This window comes from Candidatus Poribacteria bacterium (assembly GCA_021162805.1).
In the GTDB taxonomy this organism is placed as follows: Bacteria; Poribacteria; WGA-4E; order B28-G17; family B28-G17; genus JAGGXZ01.
Genome location: JAGGXZ010000073.1, coordinates 1 through 18,036 on the forward strand (window position 1 = coordinate 1; position 18,036 = coordinate 18,036).

22 protein-coding genes are annotated in these 18,036 nt (G+C 53.6%); 13 read left to right on the plus strand and 9 right to left on the minus strand.

Annotated elements, in window-relative coordinates:
• Positions 1-98: 98 nt before the first annotated feature.
• The 4 genes from J7M22_05910 to J7M22_05925 are packed head-to-tail and all read right to left on the minus strand — an operon-like array spanning position 99 to position 4,406.
• Positions 99-932, minus strand: a complete 834-nt coding sequence (locus tag J7M22_05910) for a hypothetical protein (GenBank protein MCD6506142.1) — start codon at positions 930-932, stop codon at positions 99-101.
• Positions 933-966: 34 nt separating this feature from the next.
• Positions 967-2,322 (minus strand): sigma-54-dependent Fis family transcriptional regulator, encoded by a 1,356-nt coding sequence (locus J7M22_05915; GenBank protein ID MCD6506143.1) that lies wholly within the window; start codon positions 2,320-2,322, stop codon positions 967-969.
• Positions 2,297-3,583, minus strand: a complete 1,287-nt coding sequence (locus J7M22_05920) for a PAS domain-containing protein (protein MCD6506144.1) — start codon at positions 3,581-3,583, stop codon at positions 2,297-2,299. Before J7M22_05920 ends, J7M22_05915 begins: the two co-directional genes overlap by 26 nt.
• A gap of 7 nt (positions 3,584-3,590) precedes the next feature.
• Complete coding sequence (locus J7M22_05925) at positions 3,591-4,406, minus strand: sugar phosphate isomerase/epimerase (protein ID MCD6506145.1); 816 nt, start codon at positions 4,404-4,406, stop codon at positions 3,591-3,593.
• A 183-nt stretch (positions 4,407-4,589) separates the two neighbouring features.
• Between J7M22_05925 and J7M22_05930 the strand changes: the two genes are divergently transcribed.
• The gene (locus J7M22_05930) at positions 4,590-5,390 is read left to right on the plus strand and encodes a hypothetical protein (protein MCD6506146.1); all 801 of its coding nucleotides are present in this window, start codon (positions 4,590-4,592) and stop codon (positions 5,388-5,390) included.
• Between the two features lie 205 nt (positions 5,391-5,595).
• Here the strand turns inward: J7M22_05930 and J7M22_05935 are convergent, their stop codons facing one another.
• Genes J7M22_05935 through gatC form a run of 5 tightly spaced genes read right to left on the minus strand, consistent with a single transcriptional unit; the run spans position 5,596 to position 9,863 of the window.
• Complete coding sequence (locus J7M22_05935; GenBank protein MCD6506147.1) at positions 5,596-6,171, minus strand: D-sedoheptulose 7-phosphate isomerase; 576 nt, start codon at positions 6,169-6,171, stop codon at positions 5,596-5,598.
• A gap of 22 nt (positions 6,172-6,193) precedes the next feature.
• Positions 6,194-7,636: an Asp-tRNA(Asn)/Glu-tRNA(Gln) amidotransferase subunit GatB gene (gatB, locus tag J7M22_05940; protein MCD6506148.1), complete on the minus strand. Its 1,443-nt coding sequence runs from the start codon at positions 7,634-7,636 to the stop codon at positions 6,194-6,196.
• Entirely contained in the window at positions 7,620-8,099 is a 480-nt protein-coding gene (locus tag J7M22_05945; protein ID MCD6506149.1) for a hypothetical protein, read from the minus strand. The genes gatB and J7M22_05945 overlap by 17 nt, the downstream gene beginning before the upstream one ends.
• Positions 8,099-9,562 carry an Asp-tRNA(Asn)/Glu-tRNA(Gln) amidotransferase subunit GatA gene (gene gatA / locus J7M22_05950; protein ID MCD6506150.1) on the minus strand — a complete coding sequence of 488 codons (1,464 nt, stop codon included), beginning with the start codon at positions 9,560-9,562 and terminating at the stop codon, positions 8,099-8,101. The genes J7M22_05945 and gatA overlap by 1 nt, the downstream gene beginning before the upstream one ends.
• Positions 9,563-9,572: 10 nt before the next feature.
• Entirely contained in the window at positions 9,573-9,863 is a 291-nt protein-coding gene (gatC, locus tag J7M22_05955) for an Asp-tRNA(Asn)/Glu-tRNA(Gln) amidotransferase subunit GatC (GenBank protein ID MCD6506151.1), read from the minus strand.
• A gap of 137 nt (positions 9,864-10,000) precedes the next feature.
• Between gatC and J7M22_05960 the strand changes: the two genes are divergently transcribed.
• The 12 genes from J7M22_05960 to J7M22_06015 all read left to right on the plus strand — a co-directional run bounded on the left by J7M22_05960 (position 10,001) and on the right by J7M22_06015 (position 17,848).
• Positions 10,001-10,144, plus strand: a complete 144-nt coding sequence (locus J7M22_05960; protein MCD6506152.1) for a hypothetical protein — start codon at positions 10,001-10,003, stop codon at positions 10,142-10,144.
• A 164-nt stretch (positions 10,145-10,308) separates the two neighbouring features.
• On the plus strand, positions 10,309-10,638 hold the full coding sequence (locus J7M22_05965) for a hypothetical protein (GenBank protein ID MCD6506153.1): 330 nt from the start codon (positions 10,309-10,311) through the stop codon (positions 10,636-10,638).
• Positions 10,639-10,711: 73 nt separating this feature from the next.
• Positions 10,712-10,927 carry a hypothetical protein gene (locus J7M22_05970; GenBank protein MCD6506154.1) on the plus strand — a complete coding sequence of 72 codons (216 nt, stop codon included), beginning with the start codon at positions 10,712-10,714 and terminating at the stop codon, positions 10,925-10,927.
• Positions 10,911-11,333: an archease gene (locus tag J7M22_05975; GenBank protein MCD6506155.1), complete on the plus strand. Its 423-nt coding sequence runs from the start codon at positions 10,911-10,913 to the stop codon at positions 11,331-11,333. The genes J7M22_05970 and J7M22_05975 overlap by 17 nt, the downstream gene beginning before the upstream one ends.
• On the plus strand, positions 11,326-12,168 hold the full coding sequence (locus J7M22_05980) for a TlyA family RNA methyltransferase (GenBank protein MCD6506156.1): 843 nt from the start codon (positions 11,326-11,328) through the stop codon (positions 12,166-12,168). The genes J7M22_05975 and J7M22_05980 overlap by 8 nt, the downstream gene beginning before the upstream one ends.
• Positions 12,165-12,929, plus strand: coding sequence for a hypothetical protein (locus J7M22_05985; GenBank protein ID MCD6506157.1), 765 nt, complete (start codon positions 12,165-12,167; stop codon positions 12,927-12,929). Before J7M22_05980 ends, J7M22_05985 begins: the two co-directional genes overlap by 4 nt.
• A gap of 58 nt (positions 12,930-12,987) precedes the next feature.
• Positions 12,988-13,533 (plus strand): hypothetical protein, encoded by a 546-nt coding sequence (locus J7M22_05990; protein MCD6506158.1) that lies wholly within the window; start codon positions 12,988-12,990, stop codon positions 13,531-13,533.
• Positions 13,533-14,693, plus strand: coding sequence for a Gfo/Idh/MocA family oxidoreductase (locus J7M22_05995; GenBank protein ID MCD6506159.1), 1,161 nt, complete (start codon positions 13,533-13,535; stop codon positions 14,691-14,693). Before J7M22_05990 ends, J7M22_05995 begins: the two co-directional genes overlap by 1 nt.
• Before the next feature lie 326 nt (positions 14,694-15,019).
• Complete coding sequence (locus tag J7M22_06000; protein ID MCD6506160.1) at positions 15,020-16,378, plus strand: radical SAM protein; 1,359 nt, start codon at positions 15,020-15,022, stop codon at positions 16,376-16,378.
• Between the two features lie 181 nt (positions 16,379-16,559).
• Complete coding sequence (locus J7M22_06005) at positions 16,560-17,384, plus strand: amidohydrolase family protein (GenBank protein ID MCD6506161.1); 825 nt, start codon at positions 16,560-16,562, stop codon at positions 17,382-17,384.
• Between the two features lie 6 nt (positions 17,385-17,390).
• Positions 17,391-17,555 carry a BrnT family toxin gene (locus tag J7M22_06010; GenBank protein ID MCD6506162.1) on the plus strand — a complete coding sequence of 55 codons (165 nt, stop codon included), beginning with the start codon at positions 17,391-17,393 and terminating at the stop codon, positions 17,553-17,555.
• Positions 17,552-17,848 (plus strand): hypothetical protein, encoded by a 297-nt coding sequence (locus J7M22_06015; protein ID MCD6506163.1) that lies wholly within the window; start codon positions 17,552-17,554, stop codon positions 17,846-17,848. Before J7M22_06010 ends, J7M22_06015 begins: the two co-directional genes overlap by 4 nt.
• Positions 17,849-18,036: the final 188 nt, after the last annotated feature.

Consider the following 18,036-nt stretch of genomic DNA (forward strand, 5'->3'; position numbering starts at 1 on the left):
TATGTGAGTTTGTATCAGTTGCACATCAGGGTTGCGAGTATGAATCTGTTTGATGGTTTCAGGTATGTAATGGAGGTGATACTCTCTGAGGAACCTTCTCATCCCACCAACATCCTCGGTAAATAAGAGCGAAAGGTATAATACAGCCAATACGAATGTTTAACATAGACGCGAGACCACTTCTTCGGTATCCATGAGCGCCTGATGGGATGTTCTTTCGGATCATACCGGCGTCCGTCATATCCCTGAGGCCATGCGCCGTTGGGATATTGCGCTCGAAGCAATCCCTTAAGGCCGTATTCCATCGCATCTCGAATTCTCACCTCGCGCTCATCCTGTGGCTGACCGATCGTCTGGATCAAAGCCATCAGGAACCGAAGGGCGCTTTGGGTGGTGTTGTCGTCGAACGATGTCCAGTTTCTTCGTCTGGATATCTCCTTGGGAGAGAGCTTCCCCTTATCGGCACGTCGATACCACCTCCGGCTCCATCGGGGGCTGAAATCGATGTAATACGTCCATCCTCCGGACTCCAACTGTCCCCAGGCGAGGGCGTCTGCGGCTTCCTTAGCTGCTTCCAGATATCTCTTATCACCTGTCACCTCATATGCCTTCAGGAAGGCCATGCCAACTGAGGGTGTGCCCGGCGGTTGAACCCAGATCTGGATCCGGCTCGCCTTCACCTCGCCCCACCGTTCTCCCATATCTTCCGAATACCTCCATAGGTATCCTCCATGTGTGGAGATGGATCGGAGGAATTCCGTTGCTCTTTCCAACGTTTTTAAAGCCTCCTTGGCGAGAGGGTCGACGTTCGTTCTAATAGAAGGAGGTTGATATGTTCTCTCACCGAACGCTGTAACCTTCACGCTGAAGCCGATAGCGGTTGTTGCCGCTAATATCCTCACAAACTCTCGACGGCTCATACCCTCGTTCATCGTTCTCCTCCCGAGCGAAGTGCGCAGCGCCATTCTAAATATACCCTTCCTTCTCGTATTGCCTGAGTTTATAGTGAAGGGCCCGCACGCTTATACCCAATATGTTAGCCGCCTTCTCGCGGTGACCGTTGACATAGGCAAGGGTGGAGAGAATGAGCTCGCGCTCGGCTTCCCTGATCTTAGTTCCGATCCGGATGTGAATAGCTTTTTCGCTCTTGTAGCGTCCTATCTCAAGGGGCAAGTCCTCGGGCTCGATCACCTTCGATTGGCAGGTCAGGGCCAGTCTCTCCATCAGATTCCTCAGTTCCCGCACGTTTCCGGGCCATGAGTAAGAGCAGAGCATCTCCATCGCCTCTCGGGATATCCTCATCGGTTGGCGTCCGTGCTCCCTGCAGAACTCCTCCAGGAAGCTGACTGCCATGACAGGTATATCCTCCACCCTTTCGCGAAGCGGCGGAAGGGTTATAGGCACGACGTTCAACCGGTGGAAGAGATCCTCCCTGAATTTGCCCTCCTTGACCGCTTCCCTGAGATCCCTGTTTGTGGCGGCTATGAAGCGCACATCGACCTTGACCGGCCTGTTTCCGCCGATCCTGAAGAGCTCCCTCTGATCGAGCACACGCAGCAGATCCACCTGGGTTTTAAGCGACATCTCTCCGATCTCATCCAGGAAGAGCGTCCCGCCATCCGCCAGCTCGATTTTGCCTATCCTCTGTTGATAGGCGCCGGTAAACGCTCCTCTCTCATGCCCGAACAGTTCTGATTCGAGCAATGTCTCTGGTATGGCCCCGCAGTTGATGGATATAAAGGGTTTATCCCTGCGTTTGCTTCTGTTATGGATCGCCCTCGCTACCAGTTCCTTCCCCGTGCCGGTCTCGCCTTGTATCAGCACGGTGGCGTTGGTGGGAGCAACCTTGTTTATCAGCTCGAAGATCTCCCTCATTTTGGAATTGGTGCCGATCATGGATTCGAACCTGTCCTCCTGTTTCAGAAGCTCACGCAGACGTTTGTTCTCGACGACCACACTATGGATTTGGAGGGCATTTGCGACCATGGCCCTCAGCTCCGCCAGTTTTATCGGTTTGGTGATGTAGTTATAAGCTCCTGAACGCATCGCATCCACGGCATCCTCGATGCTACCGTAGGCGGTGATGATGATAACGATCAGATCCGGGTCGATCTCCTTCGCCTTTTTGAGCAGATCCAACCCTGATATCCCCGGCATCCGAACGTCGCTTATCAGGAGATCGAAGTAATCCCCTTCGATCTTTCTCAGGGCCACTTCGCCGTTGGGAGCCACTTCGACCTCATGGCCATCTTTCTGAAGGGCCTTGGCCATGCCTTGGCGTATTCCCTCTTCATCCTCAGCTATCAGTATTCTGGCCACCATTGCCTTCACCTCTGACAGGGAGGATCACCGTGAAGGTAGTTCCAACGCCGACCTGGCTTTCAAGGTCGATATCGCCGCCATGGTCCTTTATGATCTTAAGGGCTATGGGCAAACCCATCCCCGTCCCGTTCTCCTTTGTCGTGTAATAGAACTCGAACACCCTATCCTGTTCCTCCGGATGCATACCAACTCCGGTATCCGAGATGGAGGCTTTTATGAGATTATGGGGTTCATCCCACCGCGTGGTCACCGTGAGCTTACCGCCTTGTGGCATCGCCTCGATGGCGTTTATGATGAGATTGAGGAAGGCCTGTTGGAGCTGAGCCATATCGCCAAGCGTAGGCGGTATCCGACCGAACCGTCTAACGATCTCTATTCCCTGATCTCTCGCCTCGATCTTGACCAGGTTCAGCACTCTGTTCAATACGTCGTTAAGATCGAGCGTCTCAAGCCTCATGGTAGGCGGTTTGACGAAGCGCGAGAGGTTCTTGACCAGATCCTCCAGCCGTTTGATCTCCCCGGCGATCACCTTGATATATTCCCTGACCTCCTCTCCGTTTTCCAGCTTCTCGTCATGCAGGGTTTCCTCAAGCAGTTCGAGGTTTATACTTATGCCGCTCAGCGGATTTTTGATCTCATGTGCAAGGCTGGCGGTTATTCTGCCGAGAGCAGCCAAGGTATCGGCGCGTCTGATCCTGCTCTGAAGCAGCTTCATCTCCGATAGGTCCTTGATCAGCAGTATAGCACCCACCGCCTGTCCCTCTGAATCCCTCAACACGGCGGTGTTGAGCTGGAGCGTGAGCCGTCTGCCGGAGGATGTGACGCACTCGATCTCCTTGTCCTCTACGATCTGTTCCCTCTCTAACACATCGGATATCAGGCTTTTAAGCACCGGTTTATCTCCGAGGAGTTTGGCGTAATCCGTCCCCGCTGCGGCGCTCTCATCCAATTCCAGAATCTCAAAGGCCGCCCTGTTGATAAGCCTGACCTTTCCATCGAGCCCCACCGTGATGACGCCGCGTGTGATACTGTGGAGGATATAGTCGTTGTATAACTTCAGCTCCAGGAGCTTCCTATACCTGATTCTGAGCGTAAAGGCAAGGATAAATCCCACATAGGCGCAGAACGCCGATATCCCCAACGTCATCAAGGGTGAAGGGCGTCCCGTGCTTAGATAGAGGATCAGGATCGCCGCTAGAGTTATCGCTAAGGCCAGAACCGTCAACTGGCCTTTTGTCCTGAGGATATGGCGTCTGCGCATTCCTCCATCACCCCTCCACCATTTCCCTCAGATACTTTATGCTCTCGCGGGCTATGAACTGCGGGGAGGGATCGAACTCGAAGACCTCGACGGAGAGATATCCCTCATATCCGACCTCCTTAAGGGCGGCGATAATAGGTTTATAATCCACTTCCCCTGAGCCCGGGTATCGCCGGTTTTTATCGTTGGCATGGAAGTGGGCTAGATATCGAGCGTGCTTTCTGATCTCGGCGGGGATATCCAACTCCTCCGTCGACATCGAATACACATCCAGAATGAGCCTGAATGCGGGGTTATCGATCTCCTCGACCATCTTCGCCGCCTCGTCAGGCAGGTTGATGAAGTTGGTCTGTCCACGGTGCAGTGGCTCTATGCAGATGATGACCCCTTTCTCGTTGGCCAGCTCGGCACATTCGGCGAATACCTCTGTAGCGTATTGCCATGCCTGATCGAAGGAGAGAGGTTCAAGCACATTTCTCTGATTAGGAGAGCCAAAGACCATCACCTTACCGCCCACATCAGCGCAGAGCTTCACGAGCTCCTTCAGATACTCCTTCGTCTTCTCCCTTATCTCCTTCTGAGGATGATTGATGTGCAAGCCCTTGGGCGAGACCAGGAGCCAATGCAGCCCTACCACCTCCACGCCGGCCTTCTCGGCCGCGGAACGTATCTTATCCCTCTCCGCTTTGGAAAGATCAAAGGCCGACTCGCAGAAGGTGAAAGGGGCTAGCTCCACCCCATGATATCCCAGTTCTGCGGCGAATTTGAAGATATCCTCCAACTTCCATCCCTCGAACATCTCGTTACAGATCGAATATCTCACCTTGAAACCTCCACGAGGTTTTATGATCATAACGAATTATAACACAGATTCGGCTTACAATCCATCGCAGGAAATACCCGATATCAAATGGAGTTGAAAGGGATAATCTAAGTGTGGTAAAATAAGGTTGACGGAAGAGTGGAATAGGGCTATTCCCCAATTTCCCAAGAAAGGAGGACGAACATGAAAAAGGCGTTGATTCTCCTAATAACAGCCGTTTTCGCTCTGACGGGAGCAGCTTATGCTGTTAAGGTGACTGAGGACAACACCTACGTGATCATCAAAACGGACAAATATGAAGCCCACTGGAAGAAGGCAGCTCAGATGGGCTATATGGAGGTGTTCCTCCCCGGCAAACAGAACAGCCTGATCGGGGTAGGCGACAGGGCGTTCTATCACTCCTCCAATTATAACGGCGCCTGGAGAGACTGGGGCGCTCTAAGCAAGTGGGAGATAGTCGATCAAAAACCCGGAATGGCTGTGGTGAGATACATATCTCACGATTCGGACTCGAAGGAATATACCTGCACCGCTTATTACTACGATAGCGTTAACTACATCAAGCACGAGGTGGTCGTCAAGAACACGGGTAAGGGCAACGTCACCTCGTTCCAGAGCGGACACGACCCTCAATTTGAGCCGAATGTGAACTTCGACGGGATGAAGCAGTGGGATGATCCGATCCCGCACTGTGCCTACTGGACAAAGGACGGGTTCGCAGCCCTCTATACGGAGGATGGGAAGGTGGTGCTGAGCGCATGGGGCGGCAAGAACCCAGGAAGGATGATGCTCAGCTATGATGACCTCGGCGTGACGCTTAAGCCGGGGCAGAGCAGCGATCCGATCGTATACTGGGTCGCTTTCGGCGAGGGGGGCGAAAAGGAAGCTCACGCTCTGGCAAGTGAGGTGACCAAGGAACCTTCCTCGACAGCCGTCGAACCTACCGAAAAACTTCCCGTCATCTGGGGAGAGATCAAACGGTAATATACCTGCTCCTGCAGATCAAATTGCAGGGGCTAGGCATTCTTCTTTGAATGCCTAGCCCCCACAAATCTGCGATTCTCCTCCCTGCTACCAGGATGGTTCATCTTAAGGACACAAGGCCTTGCGCCCCCTACAACGGCGGAAATTGTCATCCTAATTGTGAACCATCCCAATGATGAGAGATTTCAGCCGAGGATATGGTGAATTATTCCCCGCCGAACAGCATTTTCTCGACCAGATCGCACAACACATGGCCGATGGTGATATGAGCCTCCTGTATACGAGGTGTGTCATCGGAGGGAACGATGATCGCCAGATCCGCGACCGAGGCAAGCATCCCGCCGGTTTTCCCCGTCAGAGCTATAGTCTTGGCACCCAGCTCTGAGGCCCGTTTCAGCGCGTAGATCACGTTCGATGAGTTGCCACTGGTGCTTATTCCCACGGCAACATCGCCCTCCTTCACCAGAGCCTCCACCTGTCTGGAGAAGCTCAGGGTGAAGTCGTAGTCGTTGCCGATGGCCGTTATAACCGACGAGTTGGTGTTGAGAGCGATGGCGGCAAGAGCCCTCCTTTCCATCTTGAACCTGCCCACCAGCTCGGCGGCAATGTGTTGGGCGTCGGCCGCGCTGCCTCCGTTGCCGAAAAGTATCACCTTGCCCCCTGCACGAAGGGAGTGGACGAGCATATCGGCGGCTTCGGCGATCTGATCCACCATCCCCTCAACGATCCTTCGCTTGACCTCTATGCTTTCCCTGATCTGTTCCTCTATCTCCCTTTTAATCCAATCCAAGTCCAAATACCTCCTATTCCGATAGCTTCTTACGCAGGATCTCGTTCACGAGCCTCGGATTGGCCTTCCCCTTTGTGAGCTTCATAACCTGTCCGATGAGGAACCCGATCGCCTTCTGCTTGCCGTTTCTGAAATCCTGGGCGGGGCCCGGGTTTTCAGCTATAACTCTGTCGCAGATCTCCGAGATCAACTTCTCATCCGATATCTGCACCAGTCCCTTCTCCTCGACGATCTTCTTAGGGGATTTTCCCGTCTTGAACATCTCCTCCAGCACCTCCTTGGCTATCCTGGTGCTTATCGTGCCCTTGGCGATCATCCCTATCATGTCGCTCAGATGCTTGGGGGTGACCTTACATCGGGTGATGGGGATGTTCTCCCTGTTGAGCAGGCTCATGAGATCCGACATGATCCAATTGCTGGCCGCCTTCGGATCGCCTGAAAGCTTGGCCGTCTCCTCGAAGTAATCGGCTATATATCTGGTGGTGGTCAGCACCTCGGCGTCGTAGCGTGGGATACCGTACTCCTCCACAAATCTCCTCCTTCTCTGGGCGGGCAGTTCGGGGATGCTCCTGCGAATCTCCTCTATCCAATCCTCATCGACCGCTATCGGCACGAGGTCCGGCTCGGGGAAGTATCTGTAGTCGTGGGCCTCCTCCTTCTGTCTCATCGGCATGGTGATCCCTCTTTCGACATCGACGAGTCTGGTCTCCTGGACGACCTTATCACCCCTCTCCAGGACTTTAATCTGCCTTTTCTCCTCATATTCTAGGGCGACCTGGACGGCCTTGAAGGAATTCTGGTTTTTGACCTCAGTTCTCGTCCCCAGTTCCTGGCTCCCGAGGGGTCTGACGGAGATGTTGGCGTCACACCGATAACTTCCCTCCTCCATGTTACAATCGCTGACCTCCAGGTACTCCAGTATCTCCTTGACGGCCTTGAAGAATGCCACCGCCTCGGCGGGCGAACGGAGGTCCGGCTCGGTGACGATCTCGATGAGGGGCACGGAGGCCCTGTTGAAGTCCACGTAGCTCATTCTTCCATCGCCCACCCCTTCGTGAACGAGTTTTCCGGCGTCCTCCTCCAGGTGTATCCTCCTTATCCTCACCCTGCGCATCTCGCCGTTGAACTCGAAGTCCACGTATCCTCCGTATGAGATCGGCAGATCATACTGTGAGATCTGATACCCCTTGGGCAGGTCCGGGTAGAAGTAGTTCTTACGGTCGAACTTGCTGAATTTGGCGATCTTACAGTTCATCGCCAGGGCCGTCTTTATGGCATACTCCAGAGCCTTTTTGTTCAGGACGGGCAGCACCCCCGGCATGCCCGTGCATATGGGGCATATCTGTGTGTTCGGCTCGGCGCCGAACTGTGTTTTGCAGTTACAGAAAAGCTTGCTTTCGGTCGAAAGCTCGGCGTGGATCTCCAGCCCTATGACAGTCTCATATTTGCCCGGCATCTTCTCCCCTCCGGATCAGATTGATCGTCAAAAATGCCGCCAACGCGGCCACGGCTGCCGAAAGTATGATCCACCGGGCGTCCGCCACATCGATCCTTTCCCTGAAAAGGATCCACGGCGTGGCGCCCTGTCTCTGAACCTCAGCTATCGATGTGGCGGCCTTAAGGCTTAAACCCGGATGGCTCTTCATCAGCCACCTTATCGTCTCCCTCTTGAAATGGAAGTTCACGTCTAAAAACTGTCCCCACAGATACCCCGCCCCGCCGAAGGCCGCCCCGATGGGAACGCCGATCATCCCGGCGGCAAAGAGGCCGGGGAGCGATCCCGAAAGAAGGCCGATGAGCAGGGATGAGATCAACGATCTGTAGCCTGAAAAGCCGATGAGCCATCCGGTTATCATCCCTCCAATGATCGCCCCGGCGAATCCCGCGGCGATGGAAACGGCGATCTCCCTTTTCCACATCAACCTATCCTCGGCTTTAGGGTGTGATAATCCGTATTCTGCTCGAAGGCATAAGCGACCCTGAGGATCGTCTCCTCGTCAAAAGGTTTCCCCAGTATCTGCATCCCGATCGGCAACCCCTGTGAGCTGAAGCCGCATGGGATGGAGATGCCGCAGATGCCGGCGAGATTGGCTGATATGGTGAAGATATCCGACAGATACATCGTCAGCGGATCATCCACCTTCTCGCCTATCCTGAAGGCCGGGGTAGGGGAGGTGGGCGTGACGATGACATCCACCTTCTCGAACGCCTCGTCGAAGTCCCTCTTGATCAACGTCCTCACCTTCAGTCCCTTCAGATAGTAGGCGTCGTAATAGCCAGCGCTGAGAGCGTATGTTCCCAGCATGATCCTCCTTTTGACCTCAGCTCCGAATCCCTCGCTGCGCGTCTTTTTATACATGTCGATGAGGTCTCTGGCTCCTTCGGCCCGATATCCGTATTTCACCCCGTCGTATCTCTCCAGGTTGGCGCTCGCCTCGGCCGAGGCGATGATGTAGTAATCGGCAACGGCATATTCGGTGTGAGGCAGGGAGATCTCCTCGACGCTCGCCCCCAACTCCTCGAACTTCTCCAGGGCCTTCCTGACGGCCTTCTCCACCTCCGGATCTATCCCCTCGATGAAGTATTCCTTCGGCACACCTATTTTGAAGCCCTTGACCTCGGGGATGAGGCTTTTCGTGAAATCAGGAACGGGCACGTCGGCCGATGTGGAGTCCATCGGATCGTATCCGCATATGGCGTTCATCATCAGGGCGCAGTCCTCGACATCCTTCGTTATGGGCCCGATCTGGTCCAGCGACGATGCGAAGGCCACAAGCCCGAATCGGGAGACCCTCCCGTAGGTCGGTTTCAGCCCCACCACGCCGCACAGCGCCGCCGGCTGTCTGATCGAGCCGCCCGTATCCGACCCTAGGGAACAGATCGCCTCGTCGGCGGCCACCGCCGCTGCGGAACCTCCACTCGAACCTCCCGGAACCCGATCTAGACCCCACGGGTTGTGCGTGATGAAAAACCCTGAGTTCTCCGTGGATGATCCCATGGCGAACTCGTCCATATTGGCCTTGCCGATCATCGCTATCATCTGACGGTTGAGCTTCACCATCACCGTGGCGTCATACGGCGGGACGAAGTTATACAGTATCTTAGAAGCACATGTGGTCAGCACCCCTTTCGTGCATATGACGTCCTTGATGGCGACGGGGATTCCGGCCAGATCCGGCAGCTCCTCCCCTTTAGCGAGCAGCTCATCCACCTTCTCGGCGCTCCTCAAGGCCAGATCATCGGTGATCGTTATGTATGCCTTGATCTTCTCCTCCACCTCATCGATCCTTTCCAGCACCGACTTGACTATATCCGTCGCTGAAACCTCACCTTTCCTGAGAAGATCCCGAAGCTGATGTGCCGTCATGCTGTATAGCTCCATATCCCCCTCCTCAGGTGATCACCTTTGGGACGGCGAAATATCCTTCGATCGGCCGAGGGGCGTTCTTCAGCATCTCCTCCCTCGGATATGAGGGTTTGACCTCATCCTCCCTCATGACGTTCCTTATCGGTAAGACGTGGGATGTCGGCTCGACGTTCTCCGTATCGAGCTCGTTGAGCTTATCGATATAGCTGAGAATCCTTTCAAGCTGATATGTGAACTGCCTCTTTTCCTCCTCGTCGAATTCCAGCCTTGCAAGGTTTGCCACCGTCTCCACTTCCCGGATCGTTATCTTGGGCATATCAGTCCCCTCCTCCTCGATCTATCAGGTTAAAGGATATCTGAAAGGACGAGGAGTGTCAAGTCCACGCTTGATTTCACATCCCGATCCTTACTAAAATATTCCGAATGAATTCGGATAAGCTTTGACCTTGTAAGGTGGCCGAGCCGTTCGAGCACCTCCGGGCGATAGATGGCAAGGAGATGCCGCGCGGCAGATACGATAGACCGCCAGGGGAAATGGAGGAAACCACGTTCGATATGAGATGGAAGCGAGCTTGTAGAGGTGGTTTCCCCCTTTAAAATCCGGTGATTTTAGTGTATCATTATGGTGGAATTTAGGAGGTGAAACGGCTTGAGGAAAAGCAAGAAACAGACACGGAAGACGGGCTCTCCCGTTTGGGAAAGCTTCCAATGGGAGCATCTAAAGTGGGAATCCTTTGAGCTTGAAAGGAGGGCATGGAACCGTGAAATCGATGAACGATCTGATAACAAGAACGCAGGCGCTTCAGATAATAATGCAGAGGGAGATAGAGTCCCTGATGAATCTGAAGCCGTCCAAGCTGATCGACACGGAGGAGATGATACAGGTACAGCAGGCGATACAGGAAAGAAAACTCGGAGGAGTACCAGAGCAAAACGTAGCTGAACTGTGGCAGGCGTGGATAGAGAAGGTGAAAAAGACGTATGAGCTGCATGATGAGATGATGAAATACGTCCCCCAGGAGATCAGGGATCTATTCGAGGTGGAAGGCATCGACAAGCCCTTTCCCGAAGAGGAAGGGGAGGTCACGTAGGCATGGGCGCAGGGAGCACGCTGCCGCAAGCCGCGTGCTCCTCGGTTACTCCCATCCGGAGCTACATGCCTTCATGGATCTGCTGTCCAGATCGCTCGGCGGCTGGGGACATTGGGCGAGGCGTCATGATATCACCTTCATCCGGTTTCTCGAAAGGACCAATCCGCGTCTGGCCAAAGAGGCTTTCTTACACATCCTCATGGACTTCGGCTGGATCGAATATGAGGAGATAATGATCCTGAGCCCCGCCTGGAGAAAACGGAGAAGAAGACGTGAGGGAAAGGTATAGGTTCTTCGATCACACCGCCGATCTCGGCGTGGAGATATTCGGCCGGAGCCTTGAGGATCTCTTTCAAAACGCACTCTCTACCCTGATCGAGATCATGGTGGATGTGAACACCGTCCAGGAGAAAAGAAGGATCGATATCGGGCTTTCATCCGACTCAACGGAGGAGCTCTTTATCGACATGCTGCGCGAGGTGATCTTCCAGCATGAGGTTGAGGAGATCTACTTTAAGAGGGGTGAGATCACAGAGTTTTCACCCAGATCGCTCAAGGCATCCCTTTGGGGCGAACGGATAGATTACGACAGACACCTCCCCATCAACCACATCAAAAACGTCACATATCACGGATTCGAGATCAAACAGCTCAAGGATGGTATCTGGTGCGCAAGGGTGATATTCGATGTCTGAACCTAAAAAGCGACTCGATATGCTTTTAGTCGAAAGAGGATTGGCGCGCAGCAGGGAACAGGCGAAAAGGCTGATAATGGCGGGTGAGGTGCTGGTGGATGACGTGCCGGAGACCAAACCCGGAAGGAGGGTCAGATCGGACGTCAGAATCCGGATCCGCCGTGAGATCCCATATGTCAGCAGAGGCGGATTGAAGCTGGAGGGGGCGTTGAGGGATTTCAACTTGGATGTCACCGGATCGGTAGTCCTGGACGTCGGGGCCTCCACGGGCGGTTTCACCGATTGCCTGCTGCAGCACGGCGCGGCGTTCGTCTATGCTCTGGACGTCGGATACGGACAGTTGGACTGGAAGCTGAGGGGAGATAAAAGGGTGAAACCGATGGACAGGATAAACATAAGATACGCCTCCCCGGACATGTTCGATAAAACCATAGACATGGCAACCGTGGATGTCTCCTTCATCTCTCTGAAGCTGGTGCTCCCCGTTTTAGCGAAGATCGTCCGAAGCAGGGGATTGATCCTCGCCCTCGTCAAACCTCAGTTCGAGGCCGGCAGGGAGAAGGTTCAGCGGGGAGGGGTGGTAAGAGACCCGAAGGTGCATGCTGAGGTTCTCTCCGGACTGGTGCGAGAATGCCGCAAATGGGGCCTGAGGGCGTTAAAGCTCACCTTCTCGCCCATAAAGGGCCCTGCCGGCAACATAGAGTTCTTCCTGCTTTTCGAGGTTTCAAACGAGGATCAGAGTGAGATTGATGGGCGGGATATAGATAAAACGGTGATGGAAGCCCACAGGGCCCTGGATAATCCGCCCAGACAACATGAAGAGGTAACGCGATGAGACTCTGGATGATTTCAACCTGTATCCTATTCGTCTCGATATCCCTGATAATCGGATGCGGGGATAACGGACTTATAACCCTGGAGAAACCATCCTCCTACACCCTGAGCAAGGGCGATAAGGTCTACGCCGTGGATATGCCGAGCGGTGAGGGAACTAAATGGACATATGTCGGCGAGGGAACCTCCTTCAACCTGATAGTTAAAGGCACCTACCTCGTAAACGGCCTTACCTGTCGGGTGTTGGAGAACGAATCCGATATACCCACCGATTATCTATCGGCAAACGGTAAATATCTGACCATCAACGGTCAGTTCCTCAACATCCCTATCAGCATAAAGAGGACCTATTTCTATAAGGATGTCGATGGTTATTACGAGATGGCGTTTGATATAGAACTGCCGGAGCTGGGGATCAACCTGATTCATCAGGTGCTCTATCCCAAAAGGCTTATCTGGAAATTCCCCTTCGGAGTTGGGGATGAATGGGAGGTCTTCAACAAGGCGAACTTCCCCGAGTTCAGATTGGTGAAAAGGGTAACCTCTTATGGCGAGCCCGTCGAGGTCCCCGGCGGGGGAAAACGCGAGGCATATCTGATCGAGGAGTTCGCCGCCAGCTACGGTGAGGAGCTATCCAAAGAACCCGTCGGCAGATATTGGTTCGTGCCGGGGATAGGTGTGGCTCGATATGAGTTCCTCGATAGATCGGGCAATTGGGTGAAATATAAACTTTCGGGAATCTTCATCCCACCGACTCCCTGATAACGGTTGACTTGCCTTATCCCCCATGCTATACTCAAGATCCGTGAAGATCAGACCGGTGTGTCTCACGATCTCGGTTCTATCGTTTATCCTGCTTCTCCCCCTTCCCACGGCGTTTGGGCATAGCAGGTGGTATCCTCATCTGCATGCCAAAGACGTGGAGAAGATGCTCAGGAGGGGGGAGGAGATGAAGGGGTATATACTGCTTATGACGCTGGCCTTCGTCGCTCTGCTTTCCGGCATGGCCGTCTTCGTTCTGAAGAGAGGACAGGAGGAGGCGATGAGGAGGAAGATCGAGGAGCATGAGAGGCTGAGTGATCTCGTCATGAGGGCGGCCCGCGCCGCTTCGCCCCATCTCGCCCGCGGGGATCTGGCCAGAGCCATAGAGGAGGCCATCGCCGAATACTCCGGGTCGACCGGCAGAAAGGTGGAACGCGCCTATTCAGCCACCCTCAGGATCGGGAACGACAGGATCTCGATAAGGCCGATCGAGATCGGAGGCGCACATAAGCTGGAACTTAAGGCCATGAGCGATGAGGCCCAGGTTACCTGCCTCATCGGGGAAAATGGCTCAATAGAGATCGAAAAACTCAGGAGGGACTGATGGAACCGATCAAAATAGCATTGATAGGCTGTGGTGGCATGTCCGGAGCTCATATGAACGCCTTTAGAACGCTCTGGAATAAAGACCTGAAGCTTTTCGACATCGTCGCCACGTGTGATGTGGTGGAGGAGAGAGCTCAGGAAAGGGCCAAGCAGGCCGAGGAGTTCCAGGGTAAGAAGCCGGCGATTTTCACCGACTTCCATGACATGCTGGATAAGGTCCCCGATATCGAAGCGGTGGACATCTGCACGCTTCACTCAGAACATCACTCCATAGCCGTGCCATGTCTTGAGGCCGGAAAACATGTGATAATCGAAAAGCCCCTGGGCATAACGATGCGGGCGTGCAAGTTGATGCTGGACGCATCGATCAGAGCTCAGAAGGTGTTGGCCGTTGCGGAAAATTACAGGCTCGCCGTGCATGAAAGGGCTAGGAGATGGGCGATCCAGCAGGGCAGAATCGGAAAACCCAGGATGTTCTTCTGGCAGGACGTCGGAGAGAACCTGGGGAAATGGGGATGGCGCAACTTCAAACACCTCGCCGGAGCGGGATGGGTCCTGGACGGGGGCGTCCACTTCGCCGATCTCTTCAGATTCCATCTGGGATCGGATGCCAGAGAGGTATACGCCATCACGAAACAGTACGAGCCCTTCCGATACAGCGACCCCAAAAACCGCAAAGGCGCCTGGAGGGTGAGCGTCGAGGACGCCTCTATGGCCCTCATAAGCTTCGATAACGATGTCCTCGTCCAGTGGACATGGGTCGGATCGGCGGCCGGACGGGGTTTCGGAAACAGGGTGATCTACGGCAGCGAGGGATGTATAGACTGGAACGGCGGTCTGTGGCTGCGCGATGGAACTCACATAGATAACGACGCCCTGATCAAGGAGTTCATGGAGAACATATCGGATGAACAGAAGGAGAAGTTCTTCCCATCCGGGATAACCGATACCGTGGCGATAGAGCTTAAGGATTTCGCCGATGCCGTCCGAATCGGCACCGTTCCGGAGGTCGATGTCATGGAGGGACTCAAAGATCAGGCGATCTGTATGGCCATATTCGAGTCGGCCTGGTTTAACAGACCCGTCTCGCTTCAGGAGATCGAACGGTGTGAGCTGGAGGGATACCAGAAGGAGATAAACGAGGCGCTGGGAATTTAGGAGTGTAGGACGTAATTTCCCTCCTATAGATTGCCTCCTGATCCCTCTCTCGAAGCACGGTGGGGAATTTCTGGCGAAGGCCCGAAGGCCCAGGGCTTTTCAATGATTTGGCATAATCAGGTGTGGTAAGGACATTCCCCTGTGCGTGCCCCTGAATCTGGCAGGCATGGGGGCTTGCCACTACAGCGCTGGCGAAAAGCGTTGAAAACCCCTACCGAAGGCCTGTCAAACTTGACATGCAGATGGGGTGAGTTTATAATAGAATAAGGTGAAATCCGTTTCAAGGGGGCAGTCAAAAAGATACCCGGTAACTGCGGAGGCTAAAGATGCAGGTTCTTCTTTTGAATCCTCCCTTTCCAAGCGGCTTCAGGAAAGTAGGTATAAGCCTTCCGCCCCTTGGCCTCGCGTACATCGCCTCTGTCCTCAGGAAAGCCGGGCACAGGGTGAGAATAGTTGACCTCGACGTCGAGCGCAAATTAAATTTGAGCGAGGTCCAAGAGTTCGACCTTGTGGGGATAACGTCGGATACCTCGAGGTTTAACCTTGCGCTTGCAATAGCAATGGAGCTCAAGAAGCTTGGGAAGAAGGTCGTAATGGGGGGACCTCATGTGAGCTTCATGGATGAGGAGGCCTTAAGGAGCGGCGCTGTGGATGTGATCGTAAGGGGTGAGGGAGAAATTACGATGCTTGACCTAATCGAGCACTTCCAGGGCGGGGGAGGGCTTGAGGATGTCCCAGGGATATCCTTCATGAGGGACGGGATCCTCCTGAGAAACTCGAATAGACCTTTCATCCGCGACCTGGACTCCATACCCTTTCCCGCAAGGGACCTCCTCCCCCTCAAAAGGTATCCCACAAGGCTTGAGGAGAGGAAGCTAACATCGGTCATAACGAGCAGGGGATGTCCCTTCAACTGCTCCTTTTGCGCATCGTCGAAGCTTGCCGGAATAAGATGGCGCGCGAGGTCCCCTGAATCCATAGTCGATGAGGTCGAGGAGATAAAGAGGAGGTTCGGGATAGGAGCCGTAGGGTTTGTGGACGATAACTTCACCCTCAACCCCAAAAGGGCAATAGAGGTATGCGAGGAGATCCTGAGGAGAAACTTGGATGTGAAATGGTGGTGTCTCTCGAGGGTCGATACGATAGTAAAGCATGAGGAGATGGTAAAGAGCATGGCAAGGGCGGGTGCAAGACTTGTCTTCATAGGGATCGAAAGCGCAAGCCAGCTGATCCTGGACAGCTACGGGAAGAAGATAACCCTCGAGATGGCGAGGAAGGCCATCGAGATCCTTAAAAAATACAAGATAAGGGTGTGGGCGAGCTTCATAATAGGATACCTCGATGAGACGAAGGAGATGATACAGAACACGATAAAGCTTGCGAAGAAGCTCGGCCCGCACTTCGCCCAGTTCTCGATCCTTACCCCGTACCCCGGAACTGAGCTCTTCGAGAACGTCAAGGACAAGCTGCTTCACCTGAAATGGGAGCTTTACGACTGCCTCCATCCCGTTTTGAAGACAACCTATGTTACCCCGAAGGAGCTCAGAAAATACCTGCTTAAAGCTTACGCAAGCTTTTATCTCCGCCCCTCGATGCTCGTAAGGTCCAAGATAAGGAGCATAAGGAGCCTCTCCTTCATCTCATCCCTGGTATATCCCTCCTTTAAACTCACTTTCAGGAGATGAGGTCTTGATGATATTTGTGAGGAACCCCAAAGAGGTTCAGAAGATTGCAGAGCTTGAGAGGCTTGTTGGGGAACTCACTTACGAGAGGAGGAACGAGGAGAAAGGAGATCCGTTGCACGTTCAACGTTTAACGTTGTAACGTTTTCCGCTTCAATCTATTCATCATTCGGGGGACGTTGAAATGCTGATCAACCATTGTCATGTCAGCCCCAAGGGGTTTGGATCGGAGAAGGACAAACCTGATATGGGCACCATAGCCGGCTTACAGAGGATTCTCGATGATGTAGGGGTTGAAGGTGCGGTATGTTTCGCCCCATTCGGTTGGGAGGGCGGTGTCTGGGAGGAAATCGGTGGAGGGCTTGACCGCAATGAGTGGCTCTGCCGTGAGCTCCGGAGATATCCAAACTTGTTCGGTTTTGCGACGATCTATCCGCAGGATCATGACGCTGCTGATCAACTGAAGAGAGCGATTGAAATGGGGCTTGTCGGGGCGAAGGTTCATCCTCCGGTTATGCGAATTCGCCTCGATGATCCTTCCATCGAGCACTTTTGGCAGATGGCCGAGTCGCTTCGCATACCGATCAGCATTCACACCGGCGCTCACGGCTGGAACTTGAGGCGTTATATGCCGATACTTCTTGACGATATAGCACAAAGGCATCCGAACCTGAGGATCATCATCGAACACATCGGCGGGATCGCCTTCTTTGAACAGGCACTTGCGGTCCTGCATAACAACCGAAATTGCTATGCCGGCCTGACACAATGTTCAGGGCGAGACCCGAGATATCGCCTTCTACCTGACCGCCTTAAATTGCTCCTCGAAACGGTCGGGGCGGATAGGATCATCTACGGGCTTGACTATCCCTGGAACTCCAACAACCTGGAGGCGTTGAAAAGCGACATCGATTGGATTCAAAGCTGGGGCATTTCCGAGGAGGAAGCGCAAAAGATCCTCGGCGGGAATTTGAAAAGGCTGATAGAGGAGGTTAGGCGCAAAGGATAAGATAGACTGAAGGCAAAATATGGACGCTATAACGCCCTTGGGCGCATCTTCTCCGGAAGACTTCTTTCCGTCATCTTTGAATACAAGAGGGAAGGGGTTATCAGGGTGATAACTGCTCGCGATATGACTCGAAAGGAAATCGGTTACTTCAAAAGGAGGATAAGAGTATGAAAATTCCTAATTTCAAAAGTGAGGAGGAAGAAAGAGAGTTCTGGGATTCACATTCGTTCCTGGATTTCCCCGATGAGGTCGAGGAAGTCGAGCCTTTCTCGCTATCGCCTGAGCTGAAGCACGAGATCCTATTGGGGAGGAGAAAACGGAAGATGGAGAGGATCTCTCTAAGGCTTGACCCATACCATGTGGCCTTGATAAAGAGGATCGCCAAGCAGAAGTCCATCTCCTATCAAAGTCTCATGAGGATGTGGCTCGTGGAGAGGCTCAAAGAAGAGCTTTCAAAGCTCTAGGCGGACATATTGGCATAAGCAGGGGTGGGGCATTTCCCTTTGAAATGCCTCGCCCTTACCGCTTGACATCCTCAGGGGGAAGGGATAGAATCAGGATGCATGGTTTCTGAAAGGGCGTGGGCGGGTTTCGCTGAAAGCTGACCCGCCGATATCTTTAAGGAGGTATGGGGAGATGAAAGGGATGATAA